This window comes from Pararhizobium sp. IMCC21322, assembly GCF_030758295.1.
GTDB lineage: Bacteria > Pseudomonadota > Alphaproteobacteria > Rhizobiales.
The window spans coordinates 3,642,157-3,668,863 of the sequence record NZ_CP132335.1; the positions used below are offsets into that span (position 1 = coordinate 3,642,157).

Annotated in this window: 26 protein-coding genes; 15 read left to right on the forward strand and 11 right to left on the reverse strand. The window is 52.8% G+C overall.

Translation table 11 applies throughout. The features are described from left to right. Positions 1 to 76 precede the first annotated feature (76 nt). The 6 genes from plsY (at position 77) to RAL91_RS17100 (ending at position 8,142) form a co-directional block, all read left to right on the forward strand. A complete protein-coding gene (plsY, locus tag RAL91_RS17075) occupies positions 77 to 706 on the forward strand; it encodes a glycerol-3-phosphate 1-O-acyltransferase PlsY (protein WP_306257459.1) in 630 nt (209 codons plus the stop codon). Positions 707 to 708: 2 nt separating this feature from the next. Further along, complete coding sequence (gene dprA / locus RAL91_RS17080) at positions 709 to 1,842, forward strand: DNA-processing protein DprA (protein WP_371932553.1); 1,134 nt, start codon at positions 709 to 711, stop codon at positions 1,840 to 1,842. 214 nt (positions 1,843 to 2,056) lie between these two features. Continuing rightward, a complete protein-coding gene (topA, locus tag RAL91_RS17085) occupies positions 2,057 to 4,687 on the forward strand; it encodes a type I DNA topoisomerase (protein WP_306257461.1) in 2,631 nt (876 codons plus the stop codon). Between the two features lie 3 nt (positions 4,688 to 4,690). Continuing rightward, on the forward strand, positions 4,691 to 6,964 hold the full coding sequence (gene rnr, locus RAL91_RS17090; protein WP_306257462.1) for a ribonuclease R: 2,274 nt from the start codon (positions 4,691 to 4,693) through the stop codon (positions 6,962 to 6,964). A gap of 10 nt (positions 6,965 to 6,974) precedes the next feature. After that, positions 6,975 to 7,412 carry a DUF983 domain-containing protein gene (locus tag RAL91_RS17095; protein WP_306257463.1) on the forward strand — a complete coding sequence of 146 codons (438 nt, stop codon included), beginning with the start codon at positions 6,975 to 6,977 and terminating at the stop codon, positions 7,410 to 7,412. After that, positions 7,390 to 8,142: an NUDIX domain-containing protein gene (locus tag RAL91_RS17100; protein ID WP_306257464.1), complete on the forward strand. Its 753-nt coding sequence runs from the start codon at positions 7,390 to 7,392 to the stop codon at positions 8,140 to 8,142. The genes RAL91_RS17095 and RAL91_RS17100 overlap by 23 nt, the downstream gene beginning before the upstream one ends. A gap of 22 nt (positions 8,143 to 8,164) precedes the next feature. Here the strand turns inward: RAL91_RS17100 and RAL91_RS17105 are convergent, their stop codons facing one another. Then, complete coding sequence (locus RAL91_RS17105) at positions 8,165 to 8,533, reverse strand: LD-carboxypeptidase (RefSeq protein ID WP_306262982.1); 369 nt, start codon at positions 8,531 to 8,533, stop codon at positions 8,165 to 8,167. A 317-nt stretch (positions 8,534 to 8,850) separates the two neighbouring features. On the opposite strand from RAL91_RS17105, the gene rpmG reads away from it, so the two are divergent. Continuing rightward, complete coding sequence (gene rpmG / locus RAL91_RS17110; RefSeq protein ID WP_306257465.1) at positions 8,851 to 9,018, forward strand: 50S ribosomal protein L33; 168 nt, start codon at positions 8,851 to 8,853, stop codon at positions 9,016 to 9,018. Positions 9,019 to 9,133: 115 nt separating this feature from the next. On the opposite strand, the gene RAL91_RS17115 is transcribed toward rpmG, so the two are convergent. After that, positions 9,134 to 10,528 carry a PleD family two-component system response regulator gene (locus tag RAL91_RS17115; protein ID WP_306257466.1) on the reverse strand — a complete coding sequence of 465 codons (1,395 nt, stop codon included), beginning with the start codon at positions 10,526 to 10,528 and terminating at the stop codon, positions 9,134 to 9,136. 47 nt (positions 10,529 to 10,575) lie between these two features. Continuing rightward, the gene (locus tag RAL91_RS17120) at positions 10,576 to 10,953 is read right to left on the reverse strand and encodes a response regulator (protein ID WP_306257467.1); all 378 of its coding nucleotides are present in this window, start codon (positions 10,951 to 10,953) and stop codon (positions 10,576 to 10,578) included. A gap of 161 nt (positions 10,954 to 11,114) precedes the next feature. Between RAL91_RS17120 and RAL91_RS17125 the strand changes: the two genes are divergently transcribed. From RAL91_RS17125 to RAL91_RS17135, 3 genes are all read left to right on the forward strand, one after another. Continuing rightward, on the forward strand, positions 11,115 to 11,393 hold the full coding sequence (locus RAL91_RS17125; RefSeq protein ID WP_306257468.1) for a DUF3572 domain-containing protein: 279 nt from the start codon (positions 11,115 to 11,117) through the stop codon (positions 11,391 to 11,393). 108 nt (positions 11,394 to 11,501) lie between these two features. Continuing rightward, positions 11,502 to 12,080, forward strand: coding sequence for a hypothetical protein (locus RAL91_RS17130; protein ID WP_306257469.1), 579 nt, complete (start codon positions 11,502 to 11,504; stop codon positions 12,078 to 12,080). 96 nt (positions 12,081 to 12,176) lie between these two features. After that, positions 12,177 to 13,478 (forward strand): DNA polymerase IV, encoded by a 1,302-nt coding sequence (locus RAL91_RS17135; protein ID WP_306257470.1) that lies wholly within the window; start codon positions 12,177 to 12,179, stop codon positions 13,476 to 13,478. Between the two features lie 19 nt (positions 13,479 to 13,497). Here RAL91_RS17135 and RAL91_RS17140 read toward each other — a convergent pair whose 3' ends face one another. Next, positions 13,498 to 14,247 carry a sulfite exporter TauE/SafE family protein gene (locus RAL91_RS17140; protein ID WP_306257471.1) on the reverse strand — a complete coding sequence of 250 codons (750 nt, stop codon included), beginning with the start codon at positions 14,245 to 14,247 and terminating at the stop codon, positions 13,498 to 13,500. A gap of 105 nt (positions 14,248 to 14,352) precedes the next feature. Between RAL91_RS17140 and RAL91_RS17145 the strand changes: the two genes are divergently transcribed. Beyond that, positions 14,353 to 15,219: a LysR substrate-binding domain-containing protein gene (locus RAL91_RS17145; protein WP_306257472.1), complete on the forward strand. Its 867-nt coding sequence runs from the start codon at positions 14,353 to 14,355 to the stop codon at positions 15,217 to 15,219. A 72-nt stretch (positions 15,220 to 15,291) separates the two neighbouring features. Here the strand turns inward: RAL91_RS17145 and RAL91_RS17150 are convergent, their stop codons facing one another. The 6 genes from RAL91_RS17150 to RAL91_RS17175 all read right to left on the reverse strand — a co-directional run bounded on the left by RAL91_RS17150 (position 15,292) and on the right by RAL91_RS17175 (position 22,180). Then, positions 15,292 to 16,356: an ABC transporter ATP-binding protein gene (locus RAL91_RS17150; RefSeq protein ID WP_306257473.1), complete on the reverse strand. Its 1,065-nt coding sequence runs from the start codon at positions 16,354 to 16,356 to the stop codon at positions 15,292 to 15,294. 1 nt (position 16,357) lies between these two features. Continuing rightward, a complete protein-coding gene (locus RAL91_RS17155; RefSeq protein WP_306257474.1) occupies positions 16,358 to 17,887 on the reverse strand; it encodes a sulfatase in 1,530 nt (509 codons plus the stop codon). Next, the gene (locus tag RAL91_RS17160; protein ID WP_306257475.1) at positions 17,887 to 18,960 is read right to left on the reverse strand and encodes an aldose 1-epimerase family protein; all 1,074 of its coding nucleotides are present in this window, start codon (positions 18,958 to 18,960) and stop codon (positions 17,887 to 17,889) included. Before RAL91_RS17160 ends, RAL91_RS17155 begins: the two co-directional genes overlap by 1 nt. Continuing rightward, positions 18,957 to 19,805, reverse strand: coding sequence for a carbohydrate ABC transporter permease (locus RAL91_RS17165; protein WP_306257476.1), 849 nt, complete (start codon positions 19,803 to 19,805; stop codon positions 18,957 to 18,959). Before RAL91_RS17165 ends, RAL91_RS17160 begins: the two co-directional genes overlap by 4 nt. Next, positions 19,802 to 20,686 (reverse strand): carbohydrate ABC transporter permease, encoded by an 885-nt coding sequence (locus RAL91_RS17170; protein WP_306257477.1) that lies wholly within the window; start codon positions 20,684 to 20,686, stop codon positions 19,802 to 19,804. The genes RAL91_RS17165 and RAL91_RS17170 overlap by 4 nt, the downstream gene beginning before the upstream one ends. Before the next feature lie 147 nt (positions 20,687 to 20,833). After that, a complete protein-coding gene (locus RAL91_RS17175) occupies positions 20,834 to 22,180 on the reverse strand; it encodes an extracellular solute-binding protein (protein WP_306257478.1) in 1,347 nt (448 codons plus the stop codon). Positions 22,181 to 22,301: 121 nt separating this feature from the next. Between RAL91_RS17175 and RAL91_RS17180 the strand changes: the two genes are divergently transcribed. Further along, the gene (locus RAL91_RS17180; protein WP_306257479.1) at positions 22,302 to 23,240 is read left to right on the forward strand and encodes a LysR family transcriptional regulator; all 939 of its coding nucleotides are present in this window, start codon (positions 22,302 to 22,304) and stop codon (positions 23,238 to 23,240) included. Between the two features lies 1 nt (position 23,241). Here the strand turns inward: RAL91_RS17180 and RAL91_RS17185 are convergent, their stop codons facing one another. Beyond that, the gene (locus tag RAL91_RS17185) at positions 23,242 to 24,063 is read right to left on the reverse strand and encodes an EipB family protein (protein WP_306257480.1); all 822 of its coding nucleotides are present in this window, start codon (positions 24,061 to 24,063) and stop codon (positions 23,242 to 23,244) included. A gap of 182 nt (positions 24,064 to 24,245) precedes the next feature. Here RAL91_RS17185 and RAL91_RS17190 point away from each other — a divergent pair, with 182 nt between their 5' ends. From RAL91_RS17190 to RAL91_RS17200, 3 genes are read left to right on the forward strand one after another with little or no spacing between them, the layout of a single operon-like run. Further along, positions 24,246 to 24,701, forward strand: a complete 456-nt coding sequence (locus RAL91_RS17190; RefSeq protein WP_306257481.1) for a RidA family protein — start codon at positions 24,246 to 24,248, stop codon at positions 24,699 to 24,701. Between the two features lie 6 nt (positions 24,702 to 24,707). Next, positions 24,708 to 25,466, forward strand: coding sequence for a glycerophosphodiester phosphodiesterase family protein (locus RAL91_RS17195; RefSeq protein WP_306257482.1), 759 nt, complete (start codon positions 24,708 to 24,710; stop codon positions 25,464 to 25,466). Between the two features lie 9 nt (positions 25,467 to 25,475). After that, positions 25,476 to 26,705: a GNAT family N-acetyltransferase gene (locus RAL91_RS17200; RefSeq protein ID WP_306257483.1), complete on the forward strand. Its 1,230-nt coding sequence runs from the start codon at positions 25,476 to 25,478 to the stop codon at positions 26,703 to 26,705. Positions 26,706 to 26,707: the final 2 nt, after the last annotated feature.

The window sequence follows — 26,707 nt, forward strand, 5'->3', positions numbered from 1 at the left end:
AAATTCTGTCACTTGCCCCACGGGCACAAAAACGGGCATGATTGCCGCAAGATGACATGTACCGGGAAGCACCTTTATGCCTGATCCAATCAACTGGGCTTTGTCCTGGCCATTCTTTCTGGCAGCACTTGCATTTGGCTATCTTCTGGGCAGCATTCCCTTTGGCTATCTCCTGACCCGGTTTGCCGGCCTTGGAGATGTCAGAAAAATCGGTTCCGGCAACATCGGCGCAACAAATGTTCTGCGCACCGGCAGCAAGAAGCTGGCGGCAATGACCGTGCTGGGCGATGCCCTGAAAGGCACGGTCGCTGTCCTGATCGCCTTTCGATTTGGCATCGATGCAGCCGTTCTGGCGGGACTAGGCGCTTTTCTGGGGCATCTTTTCCCGGTCTGGCTGAAATTCAAAGGCGGCAAAGGCGTTGCGACTTTCATTGGCATCTCGCTTGGCCTCTATTGGCCCTCAGCCCTTGTTTTCGCAGCGTCCTGGCTGATACTCGCCTTCATAACGCGCTACTCCTCGCTGTCTGCCCTCATCAGTTCCATATTGGTCATCATCTTCACTGCCTTCATGGGGCGTTGGCAATATGCTGAACTTTATGCACTGCTGACCCTGTTGTTGTGGATCAAGCATCACCAGAATATCGGTCGGTTGCTCAAGGGGACTGAAAGCCGGATTAGTGGCGCCAAGGCCACCGATAAGAAGTGAGCCTGTTCGACGACCCGTATGAACAGGGAATTGCGCTGACCGATGAACAGCGTCTGCACTGGCTGCGTCTTATTCGCAGCGAGCAGGTTGGCCCTTCTACCTTTCGCGATCTCATCAATCATTTTGGCACAGCTGAACAGGCAATCGACGCCCTGCCCGATCTGGCAAAACGCGGTGGCGCCGCAAAACGCATCCGCATTGCCGAACTCAAACACATTGAAACCGAACTTGAACAGGCTGCAAGGCTTGGCATCAAACTGATTGCCATGGGCGAACCGGACTACCCATCTTGGCTGCGTGCCATAGACGATGCACCGCCGGTGATTCTGGTGAAGGGCCATTTGTCCGCACTCGAAAAACCGATGATTGCTATCGTCGGCGCACGCAATTGCTCCATCATCGGTCGAAAAATGACCGTGAAGCTGGCACGTGATCTGGGTCAGGCGGGCTATTGTATTGCCTCAGGCCTTGCCCGTGGCATTGATGGCGTTGCCCACGAAGCAGCGCTGGAAACCGGGACAGTCGCGGTTCTGGCGGGTGGTCTGGACCGTATCTACCCATCGGAACATGAATCACTTTCAGAGCAAATCACAGCAACAGGCTGCCTTCTCAGCGAAAAGCCTCTTGGCTGGACGGCGCGCGCGCAGGATTTTCCGCGCCGCAACCGCATTGTATCCGGCCTGTCACTCGGCACAATCATTGTGGAAGCTGCAAGACGTTCGGGCTCGCTTATTACCGCAAACCTTGCCTTGAAGCAGAACCGCGAAGTCTTTGCCGTCCCCGGGTCCCCGCTCGATCCAAGAGCGGCAGGGCCGAACCAACTCATCAAACAGGGCGCCACTTTGGTAACCGAGGCAAAAGATGTGCTGGATGCCTTACGCCCGCTCCACGGCACTGCCCATCCAGCGCCACCAGCCATTGGGCTACAGGAAAGCCCGACAGAAGAAGTCCGGGACTTATCTGAGACCGACCGCAGTTTGATCATAGATGCACTGGGCATGGCACCTGTCGAAACCGATGAGCTCATTCGTGTCACGGGTATATCCGGCGGTGCGGTCTATCTGGTTTTGCTAGAGTTGGATCTTGCGGGACGATTGGCCCGTCACCCTGGAAATAAAGTCTCATTGGTCGAATAAATTGGTCCTGAAAATACGACTGCCGTGCTAGCAATCCACCACTGGTAGCAAGGACTTTTGAATCATTTTAGAAACAATCTTTGTCTGCTGTAATGTCACTTGGGACTTGACCAATCGGTTTCTTCCGACCATGTGACAAGCGAACATTCGTTCAAACAAAGGGCGTTCTCTCAGCTTCGCCTCTAAGATTTTTGCGTAACAGACAGGCACTTTCATGGATCTGGTCATCGTTGAATCGCCCGCAAAGGCGAAGACCATCAACAAATATCTCGGCTCAAATTATCAGGTACTGGCCTCTTACGGCCATGTCCGCGACTTGCCTGCGAAGGACGGTTCGGTGCTTCCTGACGAAGAATTCGCCATGAAATGGGAAATTGATGCAAAGGCCAAAAAACGCATCAGTGAGATCGCTGCCGCTGTCAAAGAGTCTGACCGTCTGATCCTCGCGACCGATCCGGATCGCGAGGGCGAGGCCATTTCCTGGCATGTTCTGCAGATCCTGAAGGACAAAAAGATCCTCAAGGACAAGCCGGTCGAGCGCGTCGTATTTAACGCCATTACCAAAAGCGCCATTCTGGAAGCCATGAAAAATCCGCGCGAGATAGATGTCGATCTGGTCGAAGCCTATCTGGCACGGCGCGCACTGGATTATCTGGTTGGCTTCACCCTGTCGCCGGTATTGTGGCGCAAACTGCCTGGTGCACGATCTGCAGGCCGTGTTCAATCTGTGGCGCTGCGCCTTGTCTGTGAACGGGAAATGCAAATTGAGGTCTTCAAACCGCAGGAATACTGGTCCATTCAGGCAGCTCTGAAAACCAGTTTCCGCGAGGATTTGAAAGCCCGTCTGGTGGAGTATGAAGGCAAGAAAATTCAGCGTCTGACGATTGACGGCGCTGATGAGGCCAACACCATCAAAGCCATGTTGGAAACAGCAAGCTTCACGATTTCAAGCGTTGAGGCAAAACCGCATAAGCGTAATCCACAGCCACCTTTCACAACGTCTACGCTGCAGCAGGAAGCCTCTCGAAAACTCGGCTTTTCCGCATCGCGCACCATGCAGGTGGCGCAACGCCTGTATGAAGGTGTGGATATTGGCGGCGAAACCACCGGTCTCATCACCTATATGCGAACAGATGGCGTGGACATGGCACCAGAGGCCGTTGCCGAAGTCAGATCGCAAATCGGTTCGGAGTTCGGCAGTAATTATGTGCCGGAAGTCCCGCGCAAATATTTTACCAAAGCCAAAAACACTCAGGAAGCGCATGAGGCGGTTCGTCCCACTGCATTGGCCCGTCACCCGGCAGAAATGTCGAAAACCCTGGAGACCGATCAGGCACGGCTTTATGAGCTGATCTGGAAGCGCACCATGGCCAGCCAGATGCTGTCTGCCGAAATGGAGCGCACCACGGTTGATATTCTGGCAAACGGATCCGGCAAAAGCGCAACAGTGCGCGCAACCGGAACGGTGATGCGTTTTGATGGCTTCCTGAAACTTTATCAGGAAGGCCGTGACGATGATGACGAGGAAGCGGAAGGCCGCCTGCCGGCTGTTAAAGTTGGCGAGGACCTGACGCGCGACAGCATCGCCGCCAGTCAGCACTTCACTGAGCCCCCCCCGCGCTACACTGAAGCCACGCTCATCCGCAAAATGGAAGAATTGGGCATTGGCCGCCCGTCGACCTATGCATCGACCCTCGCCGTACTGCGCGAGCGCGATTATGTTGAAATGGATCAAAAGCGCCTTGTTCCTCATGACAAGGGCCGCATCGTCACCGCATTCCTGGAAGGTTTCTTCAAACGCTATGTGGAGTATGACTTCACAGCGCAACTGGAAGAACAGCTTGATCGCGTGTCCGATGGAAAGCTGGACTGGCGCCAGGTCCTGAATGATTTCTGGGGACAGTTCTCAGCCAGCGTTGATGATATCAAGGAACTGCGCATTACGCAGGTTCTGGATGCGCTCAATGAACTGCTCGGACCGCACATTTTCCCGGAAAAGGAAGATGGATCTGATCCGCGCAAATGCCCGACATGTGATGATGGTCGCGTCAGCTTGAAGGTTGGTAAATTTGGCGCTTTCATCGGCTGTTCAAATTACCCGGAATGCCGTTTTACCAAGCAATTGGGCCAGGCTGGCAAGAATGATGGCGAAGCTGAAAACGCCATTATCGAGCTTGGAAAAGACCCGGAAACAGATCAGATGATCACGGCCAGAACAGGCCGTTTCGGGCCGTATGTGCAATTGGGAGAAGAAGCCAAGCCCAAACGTGCCAGCCTGCCAAAAACCTGGTCATTGCAGGCCATGGATCTGGAAAAAGGTCTGGCGCTGTTATCTCTGCCGCGCCCGGTGGGCGACCACCCGGAAACCGGTAAACCGATTGTGGCCGGCATTGGTCGTTATGGCCCCTTCGTGCTCCATGATGGTGCATACGCCAATCTGGAAAGTGTCGACGAAGTGTTCTCTGTCGGGATCAACCGGGCGGTTGCAGCGATCGCCGATAAGGCTGCCAAGGGACCTGGACGGCGGGGCGCTGCTGCTGCATTGAAGGAATTGGGTGAGCACCCGGATGGTGGCAAAATAACCGTTCATGAAGGGCGCTATGGCCCCTATGCCAAATGGGGCAAGGTCAATGCGACTTTGCCGAAGGGCAAGGAGCCGGAGGCTGTCACGCTGGAAGAAGCCATAGAGCTGGTGAATGAGCGCGCAGCCAAAGGCAAAAAGAAACCCGCCGCCAAGAAAAAACCAGCGGCCAAAAAACCTGCAGCGAAAAAAGCCGCAGCAAAAAAACCGGCAGCAAAGAAGAAAGCCGCACCCAAAAAGACAACAGCGGCCAAGGAAGACTGATCATTGGCCAAAAAGAGCAGCTCAGACTTTGATCACCTGCCAAGCAAGGATGATGTGCTGCGCTTTGTTGCCGACAATCCCGGCCGTTCCGGCAAACGGGAAATTGCCAAAGCGTTCAATATCAAGGGCGCTGCCCGAATTGGCCTGAAACGTCTTTTGTCAGAAATGGCCGAAGATGGCAGTCTGGTGCGCCGGCGCAAGAAACTCAGCCGCCCCGGCGAAGTGCCATCGGTCACGGTTCTGCATATTTACGGACGTGACGAAGACGGGGAATTGCTGGGCAAACCGGCCAGTTGGGATGAAGCCGAAGATGGCCCGCCCCCACTGGTTTTGCTGACACGCGGTTCCCGCGACAAAGGCCCCGCACCGGGCGTTGGTGACCGTGTTCTCACCAAGCTGACACCTGAAAACGATGCGGCTTCAGGCCAGCCAACCCATACCGGTAAGGTGATCCGTGTTCTGGAAAAAGAGCGTGGTCCGACCCTGGGCATTCTGGGATTTGACGGTGAAGGAAATGCGCGCCTGATCCCGATTGATAAAAAGCAGAAGGAAATAATGGTCCACGCGGACGATGCCGCCAAGGCCAAAAAGGGCGATCTGATCTCCGTCCGCATTGACAAGCCTGCTCGCCATGGACTGCCAATCGCACGCATTCTGGACGTCATTGGCGATATGACGAATGAAAAGGCGGTCAGTGCCATAGCCCTGCACGCTCATAACATTCCGCACACTTTCCCTGAACGGGTCCTGGCTGACGCGGACGCTGCAAAACCTGCGCCTTTGAAGGGCCGTGAAGACTGGCGCAAGGTTCCGCTGGTCACCATTGATCCAGCCGACGCCAAAGACCATGATGATGCGGTCTATGCCGAGACAGACACTGATCCAGCCAACAAGGACGGCTTTGTTGTAACAGTCGCCATTGCTGATGTTTCCTGGTATGTGCGCCCTGAAGCTGCGCTCGATAAAGAAGCCCTGCTGCGTGGCAATTCGGTCTATTTTCCGGACCGCGTTGTTCCCATGTTGCCAGAGCGGATTTCAAACGATTTGTGCTCCCTGCGCGAAGGCGTCGACAGGCCAGCACTTGCTGTCAAAATGATTTTTGACGCTGCGGGTCACAAAACAACACACAGCTTTCACCGCATCATGATGCGGTCCGCTGCACGCCTGTCCTACCAGCAAGCACAAAGCGCGGTTGACGGGCAGACCGATGACAAGACAGCGCCCATTATCGACACCATTTTGCAACCGCTCTGGAACGCTTACAGCACGGTTTTGAAAGGCCGGGAAAGCCGCGCGCCCCTTGAGCTGAATCTGCCAGAACGTAAAATTCTGCTGAAAGACGATGGCACTGTAGATCGGGTTCTGGTTCCTGAACGGCTGGATGCACACAAGCTCATCGAAGAATTCATGATTCAAGCCAACGTAGCGGCGGCTGAAAGTCTGGAAGCCAAAAAATCACCTCTGGTTTACCGCGTGCATGAAGCGCCATCACTGGACAAGCTGGAGACCTTGAGAGAGTTCTTACGCTCACTTGACATCAATTTGAGCAAGGGCGGCAATCTCAGGCCACACCATTTCAACGATATTCTAACGCGCGTTGCCGAAACAGAGCACGAAACCGTGGTCAATCAGGTGGTGCTGCGCTCGCAAAGTCAGGCAGCCTACAGCCCTGCAAATCTGGGCCATTTTGGCTTGAACCTGCGGCGCTATGCTCATTTCACGTCGCCCATACGGCGCTATGCGGATCTGATCGTCCATCGCGCTCTGGTCAGCGCTTTAGACCTTGGCGAAGGAGGGCTGCAGCCCGGTTTCGAAACCCGCCTTGTAGAGATTGCAGCAGATATTTCTGCCGCCGAGCGCCGCGCGATGCTGGCTGAACGCGATACGATTGACCGCTTGATTGCCGCCCATCTCTCTGGTCAGATCGGAGCCCGTTTCCACGGCCGGATTGCTGGAGTTACCAAGGTTGGCCTCTTCATCAAGCTGGATGATACCGGCGCAGACGGCTTTATCCCGATTTCAAAACTCGGCTCCGACTACTTCTTTTTCGATGAAGCCCAACACTCTCTGATTGGGGAAAAAAGCCGCGAGCGCTATCGCATTGGTGACCTGGTTGAGGTAAAGCTTGTTGAAGCCGCTCCGGTTGCAGGCGCGCTCCGATTTGAAATGCTGAGCGAAGGCACTAAGTCTGGAGGGCCAATGAACCATCGCCCCGGACGCAAGCAGAAATCCCGCCGCAAAAAGCCCAGCACAGCGCCACGACGTGGCCGTAGATAGTGGAGCAGATATGAGCAGTGTAGACATCACAACCCCGGCTCAGCCAGGTGCTGATCAAAAACGTGCTATCTGGCCTGCCATGCGCAAAGGTCTGGCGGGAAAATGCCCGAATTGCGGAACCGGAAATCTGTTCTACAAGTATCTGAAAGTGAACGACAATTGCAGCCATTGTAACGAGGAACTGCATCATCAGAGAGCCGACGATGCACCGCCCTATTTCACCATTTTTATCGTTGGCCACATCGTCGTAGCGGCCATGCTGGTATTGGAAAAGCTGTATCATCCGGCCATATGGATTCACATGTCGCTTTGGCTCCCGTTGACCATTTTGTTGTCCTTCTGGATTCTTCAGCCCATGAAGGGCATGACCATCGGCCTGCAATGGGCCAATCGCATGCATGGCTTCGGTGGTGAAGAAGAGGCTGATGGCACAATCTGGCAGGACTGACACCCCCTCTGGAGAGAGCAACGCTGCCCACTCCTACCCTGTCATAAAACCAAAACCTGCAGGTACTTTGCTGATCCTTGATGAGCAGAACGGCCGCCCACACGTTCTCATGGGGCGCCGCCATAAGGCCCATACATTCATGCCGGACGTTTTTGTCTTTCCTGGCGGTCGTGTGGATCGCCCCGACAATCATGCCCCATTCCACAGCGATTTAACCAAACCGACGCTTGAACGTCTGATGGCCTCCGGGTTGAAGAGCCTGGCGACACACAGGCGTGCCCGCGCTTTTGCTTTAGCTGCCATCCGAGAGACATTTGAAGAAGTTGGAATGTTGATTGGCAATCCAGTGACGGAAGACACCAAAGGAACAAATTCCGTTTGGGCCCCGTTTTTGAATCACAAACAGGTGCCAAATCTGGCACCCTTGCGCTATGTGGCCCGCGCAGTTACGCCTCCGGGCTTGGTACGCCGTTATGACACCCGTTTTTTTACAGCAACCCGTTCGGCAATCAGCCTGGAACTGAAGGATATCCCGACGGATGAACTGAATGAATTATCATGGATTCCATTGGATCAGACCGATGGCTATGAGATGCCCCGAATTACACAAATGGTGCTCAATGATGTGTCAGAGCGTATAACTGCCGAAGGCACAATCGCACTGCACGATGATCATGCTGTGCCGGTCTATACCGCCCGAAATGGCAAACATCGCCGCGATATGGCGTGAGTAAATCCGTATTGTTGACGTTTCAGATAGAGCGCAACCGGTTGACTGTCAAAATGCCATGCTCGGCGTCGAGCGTGGTCGGAAAGCCCATCGGAATACGCTGCGCGCCAACACCCTGCTTCCACAGAGCCATCTGCAGGATTGTAACATCACTGAAGCCCACCAGAAATTTGGAATCACGCTGCGCGCAGTCGAAATCCAGACGCTCGGCAATCCGGTAAGCCCCCTTGCCGCCACCTGTTGCAAACATCGCTCTGACCTGTGGGTCATTCAGCGCTTCGTTGAAATCAGACGAACGCTCATCATCTGTTCCGGCCGGATGGTTGAGCTTGTTATAGGCATGTCGCCCGACACTTCGACATCCTCGCGGTTTGGCGCGCTGGCCGGCGATACAAACCGGATTTTGTCACCGGGCTCTAATGAGCGCTACATCACAATTTGGTGCTGTGTGCTTCGAATCATGGGCAATGCTCCCACCTCTGGAATCTTCTGTCCGCTGCAGGCGCTGTTTTTGTGTTGATAGCGTAATCAGACCCGTTCGGACGCCATAGGAAGGTGTCTCAAAAGCGAAATTTATGACATTGCGTAATAAATGTCTGGTTTGTGCCTGACAGACCACTCGCCCGCTTGACTTTCTGTACTTTATGAGTAGTTTGCGCGCTCAAAGAGGCGGTACTGCGCCCGATAGCATTTCCAAGGAATGAGAACATGGCAAAGGCCACCACCATCAAAGTTCGTCTCGTGAGCACAGCTGAAACCGGCTATTTCTATGTCGCGAAAAAGAACTCACGCACAATGACTGAAAAGCTGACGCAGCGGAAATATGATCCCGTTGTTCGCAAACACGTTGAATTCAAAGAAGCCAAAATCAAATAGCTTCTTCTGCCTCAGGGCGGAGACCAAATCGTAAAACACCGCATGATTGTCATCCTGCGGTGTTTTTTGTTGTCCGGAATTTGTTGAATTACCTGGCTAGACCAAGACGGATACTCTAGGCCGCCTTGGAAATCACCTGATTGCGACCGGCTTCCTTCGCACGGTAAAGCGCTTCATCGGCGCGTTTCAGCATGGCGTCGGCAGAATCCTTGCGCCCCTTGAATTGGGTAATTCCAAAACTGGCCGTAACCGTAATCTGCGAGCCATCATCATTGATGATGAACGGCACGGATTCAATTTCCTTGCGCAGACGTTCAGCCGCTAAAAACGCCACATCCAGCTCAGTCTCTGCCAGAACGCAGACAAATTCCTCGCCACCAAACCGGCAGGCCAAATCCGAGCCGCGCAAGCTACGCCTGATGCGATGCGAGATTTCTTTCAACACCACATCACCAACCGCATGGCCATGAACATCATTGATGGATTTAAACTTATCAATATCCATGATCATCACCGACAGATCACGTTTGTAACGCAATGACTGGTCGATCAAAGTCGACATTTGTCGTTCTAAAAACCGTCGGTTCTGCAATCCTGTCAGCGGGTCGATGACTGCAAGCTCGAGTGTGTTTTCTACTTCCAGACGCAACTCGCGCAACATGCGGTGTCGATACACTTCACGGCGCATCCGCGCAGCAAGCTCTCGCTCTGGATATGGCGCGACAACATAATTGGTTGCCCCTAGATCAAAGCTGCGCTGCAGGCGTTTCTCATCTTCAGGCTTACCGACAACCAGTGTCGGCAAATGACGGTGTTGCAGGGGTGCCTTTAGCTGTGACAGAAACGAAAGAGGATCTGACGAACTGACACCAAGGGAAACAACAACAGCATCCCAGTCGCTGGAACTGATCGCCGCTATAGCCGCCACCTCAGTAGTGACTGTCTTGATGCCCTGTTCAAATGAGAGGCTTCTGAAGATTTTATCTGCCGATGTCTGATCATCATCAAACACCAGAACCTGACCATTGCGGCCATCATCAAAGGATTCGTCAACCTCTTCGAAATTATCGCCCTCACTGGTCGCATCAGCATCCTTGCGAAACGCATTCATGCTGTGGGTGCGCATGTCTTCAAGGGTCTGCTTCTGAGACGCCAGATTGCGAATTCGGCTGATAAGCGCCACATCATTGACCGGCTTGGACAGAAAATCATCGGCTCCCGCATTGAGCCCTTTGATACGTGAGGCCTCATCCTGCAACGCGGTCAGGAGAATAATGGGAATGTCACGCGTAAGCGGATCAGATTTCAGGGCACGGCAGGTCTCAAACCCGTCCAGACCCGGCATCACAATATCCAGCAACACCACATCAATGGGATTGTTGCGGCAATATTCAAGCGTGTCCAACCCCGCCGAAAGGGTTTTCACGGAGTAGTATTCAGCTGTAAGGCGGGCAGAGAGAAGCTTCAGATTTGCCTGAAGATCGTCAACGGCCAAAACACGTATCGACATAGTCGTATTCTGTTTCTACTTAAAAAGTGGCCACCCGGACAACACCACTAGTCGTTTTCGACTGGCAGGTGTTGGGAGACAACATCCAAAAAATTAGCGACTGAGATCGGCTTGGAAAGATATGCCTCACAGCCAGCTTCACGAATTCTGTCTTCATCCCCCTTCATCGCAAATGCGGTGACAGCAATCACCGGAATTTTGCACAACTCGTCATCTTCCTTGAGCCATTTGATGACTTCCAGTCCCGAAACCTCGGGCAACTGAATATCCATCAACACAAGATCCGGCCTATGCTCTCTGGCCAGTTCGAACGCTTCCATCCCATTGCGACTTTGCAACGTGTTGTAGCCATGGGCTTCCAGAAGATCGTTGAACAATTTCATGTTCAGCTCGTTGTCTTCTACAATAAGAATATTCTGTGTCATCAATTATCCAAATAATTCCCTAAGGTTACCTAAACAGCCCGCTGGATTATTGCGGCTTTTGCGGATCGTGCTAGACTCGGGACTCAATTCGTCAAGCCAACGACCTCTCAGATACCAGAGTTTCCACCACAACACCCGATTTTATGAAAGGTGCCTCAATCTTGCACGGCAAAGACACAGAATTTGCGGAGGCATTGGCCATTCAGGCCCTTGGACATTTGGCCCAGGATAAGGAAGTTCTGGAACGATTCCTGTCTGTGACAGGCCTTGCCCCTGAAAAGATTCGGGAAGCCGCCGCTTCGCCGGGTTTTCTTGCAGGTGTTCTGGACTATATGATGCAGAACGAAGCACTTTTGCTGACCTTTTCCGTAAACAACAACATCGATGCCGAAGCAATTATGGCGGCTCATCGCCAACTCAGCGGACCCGTTCCCCAATAGACTACTCCACAGGAGACCTGAATCATTCTACCCGAAAACACACATAAACAACTGAAAAGTATAATTTTTTCAGATCGCCCCTTGATTGTTTGCGATGTGGATGAGGTGGTGCTGCACTTTGTGCGCCCGCTGGAGGCGCATTTTGGCAGGCATGGCTATGGCTTCAAGGAAGAAAAATTTAAGCTGACGGGAAACATCCACGCCTTGGATGGCGGGGCGGATGCACCCGATGAAACCGTCTTTGCCATGATACACAGTTATTTCGAGGTCGAAGCCCACAGTCAATTGCCGATAGATGGCGCGGTCTCCGGACTGAACCGGCTTTCAGAACACGCCGACATTTTGTTTCTGACAAATATGCCCTTTCAATATCGCGATGCACGAATCAAGTGTCTTGCAGGCCACGAACTGCACTATCCCGTCGTGACAAATACCGGGCCCAAAGGCCCAGCCCTGGCACATATCGAGGAACAGTCATCTGGTCCCATCTGGTTTCTGGATGACAGTCCGGAGCACCTCCACTCAGTCGCAAAAACCGCGCCCAATGTGAATCTGGTTCATTTTGTTGCTGACCCGATATTTCTGGAATTGGCCGACAACGTTCCCTCAGTTCAACTGAGAACCCGCTTTTGGGATGATACCCACACCTTGATCACCTCATTCCTGACACGGACTGACGCACGGTAAAGGTTCAATCAGGTCTTGAGCTGAAAAATAATGCTCGGATAAACGTAATTTGGAGCTATTGTCAGAACCCTCCAATCAGGTGAGCTGCGTTCCAAAATGACCATTGCTGCACTATGTCGGACCTGTTTTGCTGTTGAGCCGGTCTCAAACGAAGGCGAAAGGCCGCGCTGCAAGGCGTGCGGCAGCCCGCGCATGGTGGCCCATACAGAATTGCTTGATCTGACCATTGCGCATGTTGATTGCGATGCCTTCTATGCCTCCGTTGAAAAGCGTGACCGCCCGGAAGTGCGTGATCAGCCGGTCATCATCGGCGGTGGTCGGCGTGGCGTTGTATCGACCTGCTGCTATATGGCTCGTACCTTCGGCGTACGATCGGCCATGCCCATGTTCAAGGCCACCAAACTGTGTCCTGACGCGGTCATCATTCGCGGCGATATGGAAAAATATGTCCGCGTCAGCCGCCAAATTCGCGCGCATATGGATGATCTCACGCCCGCCGTGCAACCCATTTCCATCGATGAGGCTTTTCTGGACCTGACCGGCACGGAAAGGCTGCACCATGCCAGCGCCGCTGAAACCCTGGCGCGCTTTGCCCGGATAATTGAACAGGATATAGGGATCACCATTTCGGTTGGTCTCAGCCACAACAAGTTTCTGGCCAAAGTTGCCTCTGATCTTGATAAGCCACGCGGCTTCGCTGTGATCGGCAAGGCTGAAACGCTGGATTTCCTGGCACGGCAGAATGTCAGTCTCATCTGGGGTGTCGGCAAGGCCATGCAGAAAAAACTGGCAGCCGATGGCATCCACACAGTCGGACAGTTGCAGACCATGGAGGAAACCGTTCTTGGCAAACGCTACGGCTCCATGGGATTGCGTTTGGCACAGCTGTCCAAAGGCAAGGATAGCCGCAAAATCGAATCGCGTGGCGGCGCAAAAAGCGTCAGTTCAGAGACAACTTTCAACGCCGATCTTGCCACGACAAATGACCTGCATCCGATTTTGCGCGGGCTTGCCGAAAAGGTCTCCGCCAGATTGAAAGAGAAGAACATTGCTGGCCGAACCCTGGTTCTTAAACTCAAAACCACCGACTTCAAGCAACGAACGCGCAACCGCGCTTTGGGTGACCCGACCCAGCTGGCCGACCGGATTTATAGCGAGGGCGTTTCTCTGCTAAAGCCTGAGCTGGACGGCACACGCTTCCGGCTGATCGGCATCGGCGTCTCGGATCTGGTCGATGGCCACTTGGCGGATCCTATGGATCTGGTCGATCACGGCGCCAAAAAGCGCCGTGCAGCAGAATTTGCCATGGACAAAATACGTGCCCGCTTCGGAAAACATGGGGTCGATCTGGGCCTGACCTTCAAGGCCAGAGAGCCAAAATCCAAAGACAGATCATAAAAATGCCCAACAAGGTGCCTCAGCCAAGGCCGGATAGCCCATCCCAAAGCAGTTTCGCACCGGCAAAGCCCAGAAACACATAGGCTATATTGGCAAAAACGCGTTGATTGACGAGACCGTGCAATCGAAAGCCCAGAAAAACGCCTGCAATCAGAAACGGAATCAGCGTAGCACTGGTCTGAAGCGTATCAGCGGTAAACTGGCCCATTGCCATATATGACAGTGTCTTCAGAAAATTCAGGGCGAAGAAGAAGACGCTGTTGGTGCCGACAAATTCTGACTTTTCCATATTCTGCCGCAACAGATAGCCCTTTACCGGCGGCCCGCCGGCATGCGCGACAAAACTGGCAAACCCCGAGACAGCACCGAGGCTGAATACCGCCACCGAACCGGTTTCCTGCCGCGCCGCGCCCCTGGTTTTTGACACAACAAATTGCGCAGCAAACAAAAGTGCCATCGCACCAACCGCGAGTTTCAGAAATGCCGGATTCATCCATTGAAAGGTAAAGGCCCCCAGCGCGAGCCCCAAAAAGGCCCCCGGCAACATGGACCACACGATTTTGCGCGACCATGAGGCGCGATACTTCCAGATATTCGCACAATCTATGATCAACAGGATCGGCATCATGATGGTCACCGCCACTTGCGGCGTATGAAACAGAGACATCATGGGGACGGCCAATACGCCCAGTCCCCCGGCAAATCCACTTTTTGAAATGCCAGTCAGCAGAACGGCTGCCGAAGCCACAAGATAGAATTCAAGGTTCATGCATCGACCAATCAACGGGAAGACAATCAGATGCTGCAATAGACCTTGTCTATAAATATTGGAAACAGTTATATATGATCATTAAAAACTGTTTTGGAGATTTTAATGGCAATTGATTTTGGCTGGCTGGAAAGCTTCGTCATCTCAGCCGAGACGTTGAATTTTTCTGAGACGGCGAAAAGACGCGGCACAGTTCAATCAGCGGTCAGCACACACATTGTCAGATTGGAAGAAACCATCGGACAACGCCTGTTTGACCGCAAACGCGGCCAATCCATGCAGCTTACGGCGGAAGGCGAAGCGTTCATTGTCTATGCAAGGCGCATCCTCAATCTGGTGGATGAAGCGGTAGACAGTCTGAAACAGGATCAGACCCGCTCAGTCATCCGTCTGGGCACCACCAGCACACTGGCTGTGTCGGTGCTGCCAAGCGTGCTGGAAGAGATTGCAGGGCAATTCCCAAAACTGCATGTGGAAGTGTCCTGTGGCAGAAGTGCAGAGACAATCGCCCGGTTTGACAATGGCGAGCTGGACATTGCCTTCATTGTCGATCAGGGCAAGCGCCCCGGTCGCCTGTTCGTCCAGAACATTGATCTGGCCTGGGTGTCGGGCCCAAATTTCAGGTTCGACCCGAATGAAAGCATCCCTCTCGCCTTTCTGACGGATGGACGCGATCTGCGCCGGTTTGCCATGAATGCGCTCGATAAAGCCGGTCAAAACTGCCACATCGCGCACACCAGTCCGGACCCGATTGGCGTTCGTGCACTGGTCGCTGCAAACCTTGCCTTAACCGTCATGCCGACCCTTGCCGCAACACCGCCCCTGAAAACCCTGTCTCTTGATGACGGTTTGCCGGATATCGGCCAATTGCCCTTGGCAGCCTATCAACGCATTGGCGTCAAACGCATAGAGGTGGAAGCCTTCGGCAACTGCCTTCAGGCCCACACAGATCGCAGCCGCAATGCGTTATAGCCGCACTTTACGTGAAATCGGCACGGCAACAAGCAACCCGGCCATGGGTTTGTCCACAGACGCTAAGGCCAGTCAGAGACGCTTTTCGCTGTCCGGATCGAAGAAATGCAGCCGCGAAAGATCAGGAACGAGGGTCACACTATCGCCAGTACCCACATCAAGTCGCGTGCTTGACGTTACGCCCATGGGAGACCCGTTGACATTGACCACCAAAAATGTCCGGTCACCGGTATTTTCCTCAGAGATGATTTGGCCTTTGAAGCCACTTGGTCCGGCTCGGCTCAGCGTAATGTGTTCCGGACGAAACCCCATCACCACAGGACCTGCTTGTAACTGGGCAGCACCAAGCTTCAAGCGCATATCTTCATAGACAAACTCTCGGACAGTTCCCCCCGCAGTAATCTCGCCCTCGACAAAATTCATCGGCGGTGACCCGATAAAAGACGCCACAAAGCGGTTGGCCGGTTTGTCGTATAGTTCAAGTGGCGCGCCAAACTGCTCCACCTTGCCATTGTTCATCACAATCACCCGGTCTGCCATGGTCATGGCTTCAATCTGATCATGGGTCACATAAACCGATGTGGTGCCCAACTGGCGCTGTAAATCGCGGATTTCGGCACGCATCTGAACCCGCAGCTTTGCGTCGAGATTCGACAGTGGTTCGTCAAACAAAAACACTTTTGGCTGACGCACAAGCGCCCTGCCCATGGCAACGCGCTGCCTTTGTCCACCGGACAATTCCCGGGGTTTGCGCGCCGCAACCGGCTGCAGGTTCAACATGGCAATCGCCTTGTCGATGGCCTCGTTAATGTCGTCCTTGCTCCAATTGGCAAGCTCCAGAGGAAAGCGGATATTCTCGGTCACCGTCATATGCGGATAAAGCGCATAGCTCTGAAACACCATCGCAATGTCCCGCTCACGAGGTGTGCGGTCACTCACCTCTTTACCATCAATCAGAATTTGTCCGCTGGTGCTGGTTTCAAGACCGGCGATGATGCGCAACAAGGTAGATTTGCCACATCCGCTTTCGCCAAGAATGGCAACAAATTCGCTGTCCTTGATGGCTGCATCAATGCCGTGAAGCACCTCCACGTCGCCAAAGGACTTTCGAATGTCTTTTAGATCAAGTGTTGCCATCTCAGATGTCCTGCCCATTAGGAATTGCCAAACGTTCAAAGGCTTCGGGCGGTGCCTTGGAAGCCTGCATGAGGTGCGCCATAATGGTTACGAGCTGTTGCTCCACATCGTCGTTCAAAATTGGTACTGTCTGGCCGGGATCAACCTTCAAATCGTAAAGCGCCGTTTTGCATTCCACCATCGCACCTGGCCCGTGAGAGCGATACCAGCCGGGGCTGTCCTGCACCTTAAAGCGCAGCACTTTCCAGCCCTGCGCGAACTCCAGATCATCAATTAATTCAGAAGCTTGCAACTCTTCCCGCGAGAAGGAATGCAACATGTGGTTTGGCATCAACGTGTATTGAAACAGCGGCTGATCCATCATGTTTTCTGGATAACGGAAATAGGTATGATGCCCATCGGTGAGATTCATCGCACCGCCAAAATAGCCAAAAATCAGAGCATCATGGTTCTTGGCACCCGCATCCGCTATCAGCGGCAGGACAGACCGACCGGTCGCACCATCAAGGCTCGGCGCTTTATGGGCTTCGCAGAAAGTCGCAGCTAAATCAGGTGTTTGCGTCAATGCGTTGCGGCGTTCACCATCACACTCCGAATGATCAGGGTGGTGAACAAACAGGGGAATATGGGCAATCTCGGAAAAACAAGGCATCTTGTTTTTTGCCCACCACTCATGCTCTCCCAAAAGGAAACCGTGATCCGTGGAAACCACCAGCATGGTGTCTTGCCACATATCATGGGCATCCATGAAATCCAGAACTCTGCCAAGTTGCTCATCGCAATGGGAAATCAGCGCCATGTAATTGCGCATCATCTCGTCATTTTCAGGCGACTGGCCCTTATAAGGCGCATAAGGCGGCCAGTCTCTTATCTTGCCGTCATAATCGGATTTGAACTTCTGCCGATGTTCCTCGGGTGCAAAAAATGGCTCATGAGGATCGAAGGTCTCAATCTGCAGGAACCAGTTATCCGCTTCCCTGTTCTTGTCCAGAAAAGCGCAGGCAGCATCGAAGCATTGGGTCGATGGGAATTGTCCCGTCTGCTCTAAATGCGCCCGGTTGGCCATATAGTGAAACGGCAGTGAATCGGACTTGGCGTCAAACTGATCGGCATGATAACGCGCTTCCCAATCTGCCACAGGAGCTGCAGCTTCCCCCTGCCACTTATCGCCTTCCTGGCCTCGGAAATGCTCATAGCTGGAATATTTGGTGTGGTAGTTGCCCGCCCCTTCCTCAAAATAGTGGTAGTGGTCGGTAATGAGGTGCGAGTAGACGCCAGCATCCTGTAATTTCTCAAACACGGATTGATCAAACGGCTCCATCGGACCCCAGCTTCGATGCATGAAGCTGAGACGTCCCGTCTGAATGTCGCGGCGCGCAGGCATGCAGGGCAGACTGCCAACATGATGCTGCTCAAATGTCACCGATTTTTCTGCCAGTCGTTTGAAGTTCGGTGTGCTGAACAATTGCGAGCCATAGCACTCAAGAAAATGCCGGTTCAGGGAATCGAACAGGATGAAAACTGTCCTCATTATGCGCTCTCACTTCGGGTCAATGCTTTCGACTTGAGCGAAATATCCAATTGATAATCGCGATGTTCGCCGGGTTTCAAAAACCCCATTTCATTCGCCGCACGCGCTTCACTGCGGCTGCGTTTTCCTGCAGTGCATGGCTCCAAACCGATGCCATAGGTGCCTTGCCCCGTCATGCGCAGCAATTGGAAGAACGGCAAAGATTCCTGTTGAAACCGGAGGGCCAGTTCAAGGCCATTTTCAGGATTTGAAACAGTGCAGATGCCAGCCGCCCGGTCTTCATCCATGGCAAAGACAGACAAGCCGTTATTCTGGTCCAATTGAGGTTCGGGAAATGCATCCAACGGATCAGTCTGCCCCCAGACATGCTGCGCATGTGGCAAATCGATTTGGCATCCTTTTGCAACCAGCGGATGGCCAATGTTGAAATGATACAGCATCATATGGCTCATCTCGGTGGGGCCGCGATTGACCACGCGGTCATGCATGGAAATCTCCGTGCTGCCCAGCGGCACTTCAATGCGTCGCCGCAGTTTCAATGTGCCGTGAAACTGCATTGTCTGAACAATTTCGCCTTCGCACCAAAGGTAAGGATGTTCTGCGTCCTCTTCAAAACCATATGAGATCAATCGGGCCGGCTGGTGCGCGCCATGTCCATGCAGCGGATAATCAATTTCCCTATTCGGATAAACGCCCTGATCTGCCAACAAGTCTGTTTCAGGCTGGCGAATATGATCGAAGCCACATGTGCTCAAAAACCCGTTATTGGCACGCAAAAACCCCTGCCCCTTGTCAGATGACGGATTCAACAGCCACGGGGCTCTGTAACCATTCGCGCAATGCCACGAGACGGTCACACCGTTGATCGCCAATCGCCCCAGATCAAATCCACGGTCCACAACAACTTCAAGCTCAAGCCCGCCACCAGAGCGAAGCTCAAGTACGCGAACACCACGTTCCGCACCATCAGACAGAGTGACCAGGCGGATATCGGCATAAGCTGCCAGGTCTGCATGATATGTGCGCAACCGTGTCAAATCCGGCGTGCTGACTGGAAACCCATCACCACTCATTTGACGGCACCGGCTGTCAGGCCCTTGACAATAAAGCGCTGGCCAAAGATGAGAGCTATCAGCGCCGGAATGGCTGACAACACAGAGGCAGCCGCCATTTGCGTGTATTTGATCTCTTCTTCCTGAACATATTTTGCAATTGCGACCGGCACAGTGGCGGTTTTGTTGTTGGTCAGGGCCAGGGCCACCGGAAACTCGTTCCAGCTGAAAATGAACACCAGAACGGCTGTGGCAACAATGCCGGGCATCATCACGGGTACGATGACCCGGCGCAGCAATGTCAAGAACTTCGCGCCATCGACAAAGGCAGCTTCTTCCAGCTCTCTCGGCACTTCGCGGAAGAACGAGATCAGAAGCCATAAGGCCAATGGCAGATTCAAAGTGGTGTGCGCCAGGGTCAGTGCGACCAGATCAATACTCACATTAACGGTTCGGAACAGCTCATACCAGGCACTGGCGAGAGAGACAGGCGGCACAAGATTGAACAACATGGCCCACACGAGAAACGCGTTGAGGACCCAACGCGGCCAGTTCATCCGCAACAACGAATATCCCGCAAGAAAGGCAATCACAATGACAAGCGTGGTGCTGACACTGGCCACAATGAGACTGTTGAGAAAATTCTGCGGATAGGTTGATCTGCGATCAAACAGCACTTCGTCAAAATTATAGGAAACCGGCGAAAACGTAATATCGCCCATCAGCAGCACGATCTGCGTCTTGAAAGCAGACAACGCAATCCACACAAAAGGCCCAAGCGTAATGATAACCGCCGCTATCATGGCCACATGCAGCAGAACCTTGTCTGTTGGCATGCGCCGTTTGGTTTGGACAATATCGCTCATCGCGTCGCCTCCCGTCGGTTCTGCAACTGCAGGGCAATCGCGATGATCAGAGCAACAGAGAATATCACAGCCACTGAGATGGCAGAGCCATAGCCGGGATTATCCTGCAGAAAGAAGCGCTGATATATGGTGAAACTGATCACTTCAGTCGCTGTCCCCGGTCCTCCCGATGTCAGCAGAAACACCTCATCAAAAACCTTGAAGGCAATGACAGCGCGGAAAATGAAAGTCATGAAGATCGCCGGCCATAGCAGCGGCAGGCTGACACGACGGAATTCCTGCCATGCGGTTGCGCCATCAACCTTGGCGGCTTCCGACACATCTTTTGGCAACCCCTCGACCGCGGCCAGCAGCAGCAGAAATGAAAACGGCGTCCAGTGCCAGATATCAACCACAATAACCGAGGCCAGCGCCAAATGCGGCGATCCCAGCCAGTCAACAGCCGGTATACCCAGTAAATCGAGCCCCTGATTGATGATCCCGAACTGGAAATTATACATCAAGCGCCATATGGCGCCGATGATGATACCCGGGATAAGAATAGGCAGAATGAAAAGCGTTCGATAGAGCCGGGAACTGTGTCCAAGCGATGAACAGGCAATCGCCAGTGCCAGTCCCAATAACACCTGACAGCTTGTCGCGACGACGACCAGAATGAGTGTATTGACAATGCCCGCCTTCAGAAGCGGATCATCCCCAAGGGCTGCGTAATTCTCCAGACCAACAAATTCCCGCTGCACAACACCGCCGGACCAGGAAATGTCCATAAAACTCAGAAAAATGAGGTTCGCAACCGGCAACACAGCCAGAGCCAGAAAGACGACAACTGCTGGAAACAATGACCCGTATTTGGGCATCCAGCCTAATTGGACAGAAGTCATAGCATTCCGGCTTTCTTGTTGAGAATTGCGTACACCATCAGGTCAAACACGCTGCTAGATCACGTGTTGCATAAGAGTGATTGCTGTACAAACGGAGAGCCCCGCTCCTGCATAAATGCAACGAACGGGGCCTCCGGGGAGGATCTGCTATTTCAGATCGGGCAGATTGCCAGTCTTGTAACCGGCGTCTGACAGAACTTTTGCCATATCTTTCGCCATGGAATTGAGCGCATCAACAACCGTGATTTCACCGGCAACCGCACGGTTCAATCCCAATTCCATAACCGCTGCAATTTCAGCACCTTCAGGAATAGTCCAGAGGCCTTTTGCCTGTGGAGAAGCTGTCCGCATGGCCATCATGTACCTGTTCTCAGGCTTTTCAGCGAAGTCGGATTCATAGGCTGCTGCACTCACAGGGGCACCGCCAAGTTCGGCATACGCAATCTGTGTTTCCGGCTTCTGGAACCATTTCAGGAACTCCAGCGCGGCCACTTTTTGAGCATCGTCCAAATTCTTTGGAATGCCGGCAAGCCAGTGACCCAAAGCAGGTGTCGAATCAAAGCCTTCAGCATGTGGCAGCGTTGCGAAATCAATCTTGCCCGGTACGATGGATTTGTTCGGATCATCCATCTGTGCCCAGGCCGCCACAGGCAGCACTGCATGCACGGCCTTTCCAGTTGCCAGGAACTGAATCAGATCGCCCTGTGTCAAACTGGCTGTGTTTTGCGGTCCAGCCTCTTTGGCAAGTTGCACATACATTTCCAGAGCTTTGCGACCAGCTTCACTGTTCAGCGTCACAAAGAAGTCGCCATTTGGTTCATCACGGAAGAAAGAACCGCCATAGCCGTTGATGTAAGGGAAAAAGTCCCAGGTAACGGAGACAGTTCCGCGGCTGGCACGTTGTACAATGCCGTACATTTCCGGTGGATTGTGGAACATTTTGGCATTCGCCAGCAATTCGTCAAATGTTTCCGGAGCAGACAGGCCCTTCTCGTCATACAGATCTTTGCGATAGAACATCAGGGTGATGTTGGGATTGACCGGAACAGTCAGAAGATCGCCTGTTTCCCGGTTCACAGTCTTGTTCTCAGCGTCGAACCAGGGCGTATCTCCATAGGTGTAAACCTGCGGGTCCAGTTCAAAATCCGGATCAATGTTCTTCAATGGCTCAAGAAAGCCACCATGATACATCTCGGGGTAGAAAATCCCGTTCACGATCAAAAGATCGAATTCACTTTTGTCAGAGCGAACAGCATTGCGCTGCTTTTCAAGACTGCCAGCATAGGGGTTGACGTCGAGAGACACCGTATTGCCGGTCTCGTCTTCATATTCCTCAACGATTGAGGCAAAGCCTTCAAGCCATGGCGACTGGTTGATCACCACATTGATTGGCGGTTGCGATTGTGCCGCAGCTGCCAGAACGCCCATTCCGAGCACTGCCGCTGTGGATGACGCTACGGCAAATGATTTGCCGAAAACTGATCTGATACCCATTCTTATTTCCTCCCGAAAAGAATTACAGGCCTCATCATCACACCACGAGCTAGAATAACAAGCTTCTTTATGTTTGATTTATATAACTTTCAGGAATAGGTAGGAGGCAGGGAGACCATCAGTGATACATTTACGGCAGCTCAAGCATTTCCTGACCGTGTTCGACCATGGCAGCTTTCTTCAGGCGTCCCAGAGCGCAAATATCAGCCAACCTGCTATCAGTAAAAGCATTCATTCCCTGGAGCAGCACTACGGCGTTTTGCTGTTCAAACGCTTGCCGCGTGGCGTCGAGCCCACAACATTTGCCATTGCCCTGGAGCAACATGCCAGACGCATCCTGCTGGACTTTGAGCGCTCGAATTACGAGATGTCCATTATGGCGCAAGGCTCACTTGGACTGGTGCGCATTGGTGTCGGCAGGTCTTTCATCCGCAGCGTCAATGATGCCATTTTAGACCTTCACGCCCTGCATCCGGGCATCGATTATTCGGTGATGACCGACCATGCAGATCGCCTGCATCAGGCACTTCTCAGCAATCGGATTGATCTTTATGTCGGGATGGTCAACCGGGTGATGCATGACCCGTCCTGCCTGGTTGAAAGCATTTTTTCTGATAAATATGTCGGCCTGTGCAGTGCCGATCATCCCTTTGCAGGCAAATCGGTTTCCATTGACGATCTGCTGCTTTACGACTGGATTGTCCCGGAAATTGAAGAGGCCGGTCGAACCGCGCTTGAAGCCTATTTCGCACATCGCAAAAAGCCGAAACCAACCTTCAAAATTGTCACGAACTCAAACGAAATTGTCTATCAGAGCCTGCGACAAACCCGTCTGCTCAGCGTTATGCCGGAAGGCAGCCATTATGAGACGCAGTTTGAAGATCTCGCGCGTTTTTACCCAATCGATTTCGAATTTGAGCGCAATGTCGGCATCGTGCGGCGACAGAATTTCTCATCCAGCCCGCTAATCGAAAAATACATTCACAACCTGCAGGTCAGACTGATCTCACTAAACCAACAAACGCCAGATACGCGGCAAAAAATGTCGGTTAATCCGTAATTCAGTTACACGAACTTGCGTCCAGAACGTCAAGCTGGGTCAAGTCAGCTTTCAAAACCATGTCGCCGTAATCCATAGTGATATTCCGGCTGATGCCATTGTCATGCATGTCAAAACTGGTCACATAATTCGGCAGTAATTCGCCGCTTGCACCCAGATCAAAATAGCTGATTGTGACAGGCCAGAACGGTGATTTGGCAAGTTCATCAACCGATAAGACACCCTCCTTATCAGATTCTGACAAACGGTCCTGCGCGCCAATGAGACTGGTCGCGTCAAACACCTCTTTGCCCTTCTCTGAACCATCAAAAACAAGATGCTGGACGATTTTCTCACCGTCGATAGCCGCATTGATCAGTTTTTCAAATTGCTGGCTGGGAAAGACCGCGCTGCCGGGGAATGTCATGTCTTCCTCTTCGGGAAATGTCAGATCAACCGCGATTTTATTATTTTTGCGATTGGCGACGCCCCTCACTTCATCCACCTTGTTGTTGTTCACAAAATTGGAGGATGCAAAGCTGAAGGAACTGCCATCTGCTTCTTCAAATGTCGTTACGCGAAAATCCGTGACAGCCGATGTTCCATTTTTTTCACCCAGACGTGTGACAAAGCGGTATTGCACGGCATAACCGTCACATTCAGACCCGGTCAATTCAAACACCATGCGCCCCGACACATCTGAAATTGACGTCGCATCTTCCGCTTCGATCAGGGAAATGTCGTAAACAGCACGATGGGAAACAAGCGTAACGGCTTGTGCGGGCAGGACACCTGTAACGACGATCGACAAAATGACGATCGGCTGGAAAAAATTCCGTTTCATCGCAAGAAAATCCTGTGTTGTTTCAATATTGCGGCGCGCCGAACCATCATAGTGCGAGGGACTCACCCAAGAATTAACTGTGGATCGCTTTGCCACCCTGTGACAAGTTAAAATCTGAACAGGCTAGCCGCCTGACCCGGCGACCCAACGCCCAACAATTTTAGAGAGCCACGGATTGATTTATGTCGATTGAAGACCGCCTTGCAGAAATGAACATCACTCTGCCAAACGCAGCAGCACCCGCTGCAAACTATGTCCCCTTCGTCATCAGCGGCAACTACCTTTATGTGTCCGGCCAGATACCCATTGGGCCCAATGGCATAGAATATATCGGAAAGCTTGGCGAAAATGCGAGCATTGAGGATGGCCAGGCGGCTGCGAAACTGTGCGCTATCAACATTCTGGCACAGGCAAAATCAGCACTTGGCGAACTGGAAAGAATTATCCGTCTGGTAAAACTGGTTGGATTCGTAAATTCCACATCCGATTTTGTGGATCAGCCCAAGATCATCAACGGCGCCTCTGACTTTATGGTCGCAGCCTTGGGTGACCGGGGTGCCCATGCCCGTTCAGCTGTCGGTGTCGCGGCCCTGCCCTTTGGCGTGGCCGTTGAAGTCGAAGCCATCTTCGAGATTTAGCCGACAGTGATTGACACAGCTTCCCTCTTCAAAGACCCCATCGCCCATCGCGGCCTGCATGACAAATCGCAAGGTCGGGTTGAAAACTGTGAGAGCTCTTTTCAGGCTGCAATCGAGGCAGGCTTCGCCATCGAATGTGATGTACGCCTGTCCGCAGACAATCAGGTTGTAGTCTTTCACGACGATACACTGGGCCGCGTGACACAAAACAAGGCAACGGTCCGGGATTTGTCGGTCGCCGAATTGAAAAAAATCCCGTTCAATGACGGGCCTGATCGCATTCAGACCTTGCAGGAGTTGCTTGAACAAGTGTCTGAAAAAGTTCCACTCATCATTGAGTTGAAAAGCCAGTGGGATGGCGATGAAGGCCTCCCGCTCCGGGTGTCTGAAACCATCGGAACCTATTTCGGCCCGGTGGCCACCATGTCTTTCGATCCGGCTCTGGTGAAAGGCGTACAAAACTGGCTGCCCCATGTGCCGAACGGCATTGTTTCAGAACATTATCGGGACATAGAAGAGTGGCGTTTTCTCAGCCGGTTCCAGCGGTTCAAACTATCCAAAATGCTCCACTGGCAGCAGTCCAAACCCGACTTCATCTCTTACAATATCAACGATCTGCCAAGCCGGGCGGTCTCTCTGTTTGAAAACCTGATGAGTGTTCCGGTCATCTGCTGGACGGTCCGAACGCCTGAACAGGCAGCCAAGGCGGAAAAAATTTGCGATCAAATCACATTTGAGGGTTTTGATCCCCGATCAACGCCATAGATAAGAGCTATGGATTCCAATTCTGAAAAAACCGAGCTGCCGAACAGCGTGCGCCTTCTCTCCTCCCTGTCTGATATTGACCGGTTGCAATGGGATACCTGTGCCAATCCGGGCTGGTCCAGCACCAGACCGCTTGATTCAAAACCTCAGGAGATCCCCTATAACCCTTTCCTGTCATACGATTTTCTATCGTCGCTGGAAGAGTCAGGATCGGCATCTGATAGCTCTGGTTGGTATGCACGCCATCTGGTTCTGGAGAAACCAGGCGATGCGCCCCTGGCTGTCGTCCCCGCCTATCTGAAGACCCACAGTCAGGGCGAGTATGTCTTCGATCATGGCTGGGCGGACGCATATGAGCGCGCTGGCGGCAGTTATTATCCAAAATTGCAAATGTCAGTGCCTTTCACGCCGGTCACAGGCCGCCGCCTGCTGATCGCCAATCAATCCAGTCAATCCGTGCACAAACAGATCGTAGCGCTCCTGGCCGCAGCCATTCAACAGGTGACGGTGCAGTTTGAAGCCTCATCAGCGCATCTCACATTCCTGACAGAACAGGAATGGGAGGCCTTGTCAGACATGGACTTTCTGCGCCGCACCGATCAGCAGTTTCACTGGCAAAATAATGGCTACACAACATATGATGATTTTCTGGCCGCCCTATCCTCATCAAAGCGCAAAGCATTGCGCAAGGAACGGCGGCGGGCGCTCGAAAACGACATCGAGATTGAATGGCTCACCGGATCAGACCTGAAAGAAGAGCATTGGGATGTCTTCTTTGACTTTTACCTTGATACTGGCAACCGCAAATGGGGAACACCCTATCTGACGCGGCAATTCTTCTCACTGATTGGCGAACGTATGGCCGACCGGGTGTTGCTGATCATGGCAAAACGTCAGGGCCGATATATTGCAGGGGCACTGAATTTCATTGGCTCCGACACGGTATACGGTCGCAATTGGGGCTGTCTGGAAGATCATCCATTCCTGCATTTTGAGCTCTGCTACCATCAGGCCATTGATTGGGCCATCGCCAATGGCTATCAAACAGTGGAAGCTGGCGCACAGGGCGCACACAAACTGGCCCGCGGCTATGTGCCAACAACCACCTACTCCGCGCACTGGATTCCGAATGCCGGATTCCGTGATGCCGTGGAACACTATCTGGAGCAGGAACGGCTTCATGTGAAAATGGAGCAACAGGCCCTTTCTGCGCACGCGCCATTCAAAAAGTCTGATTGAGG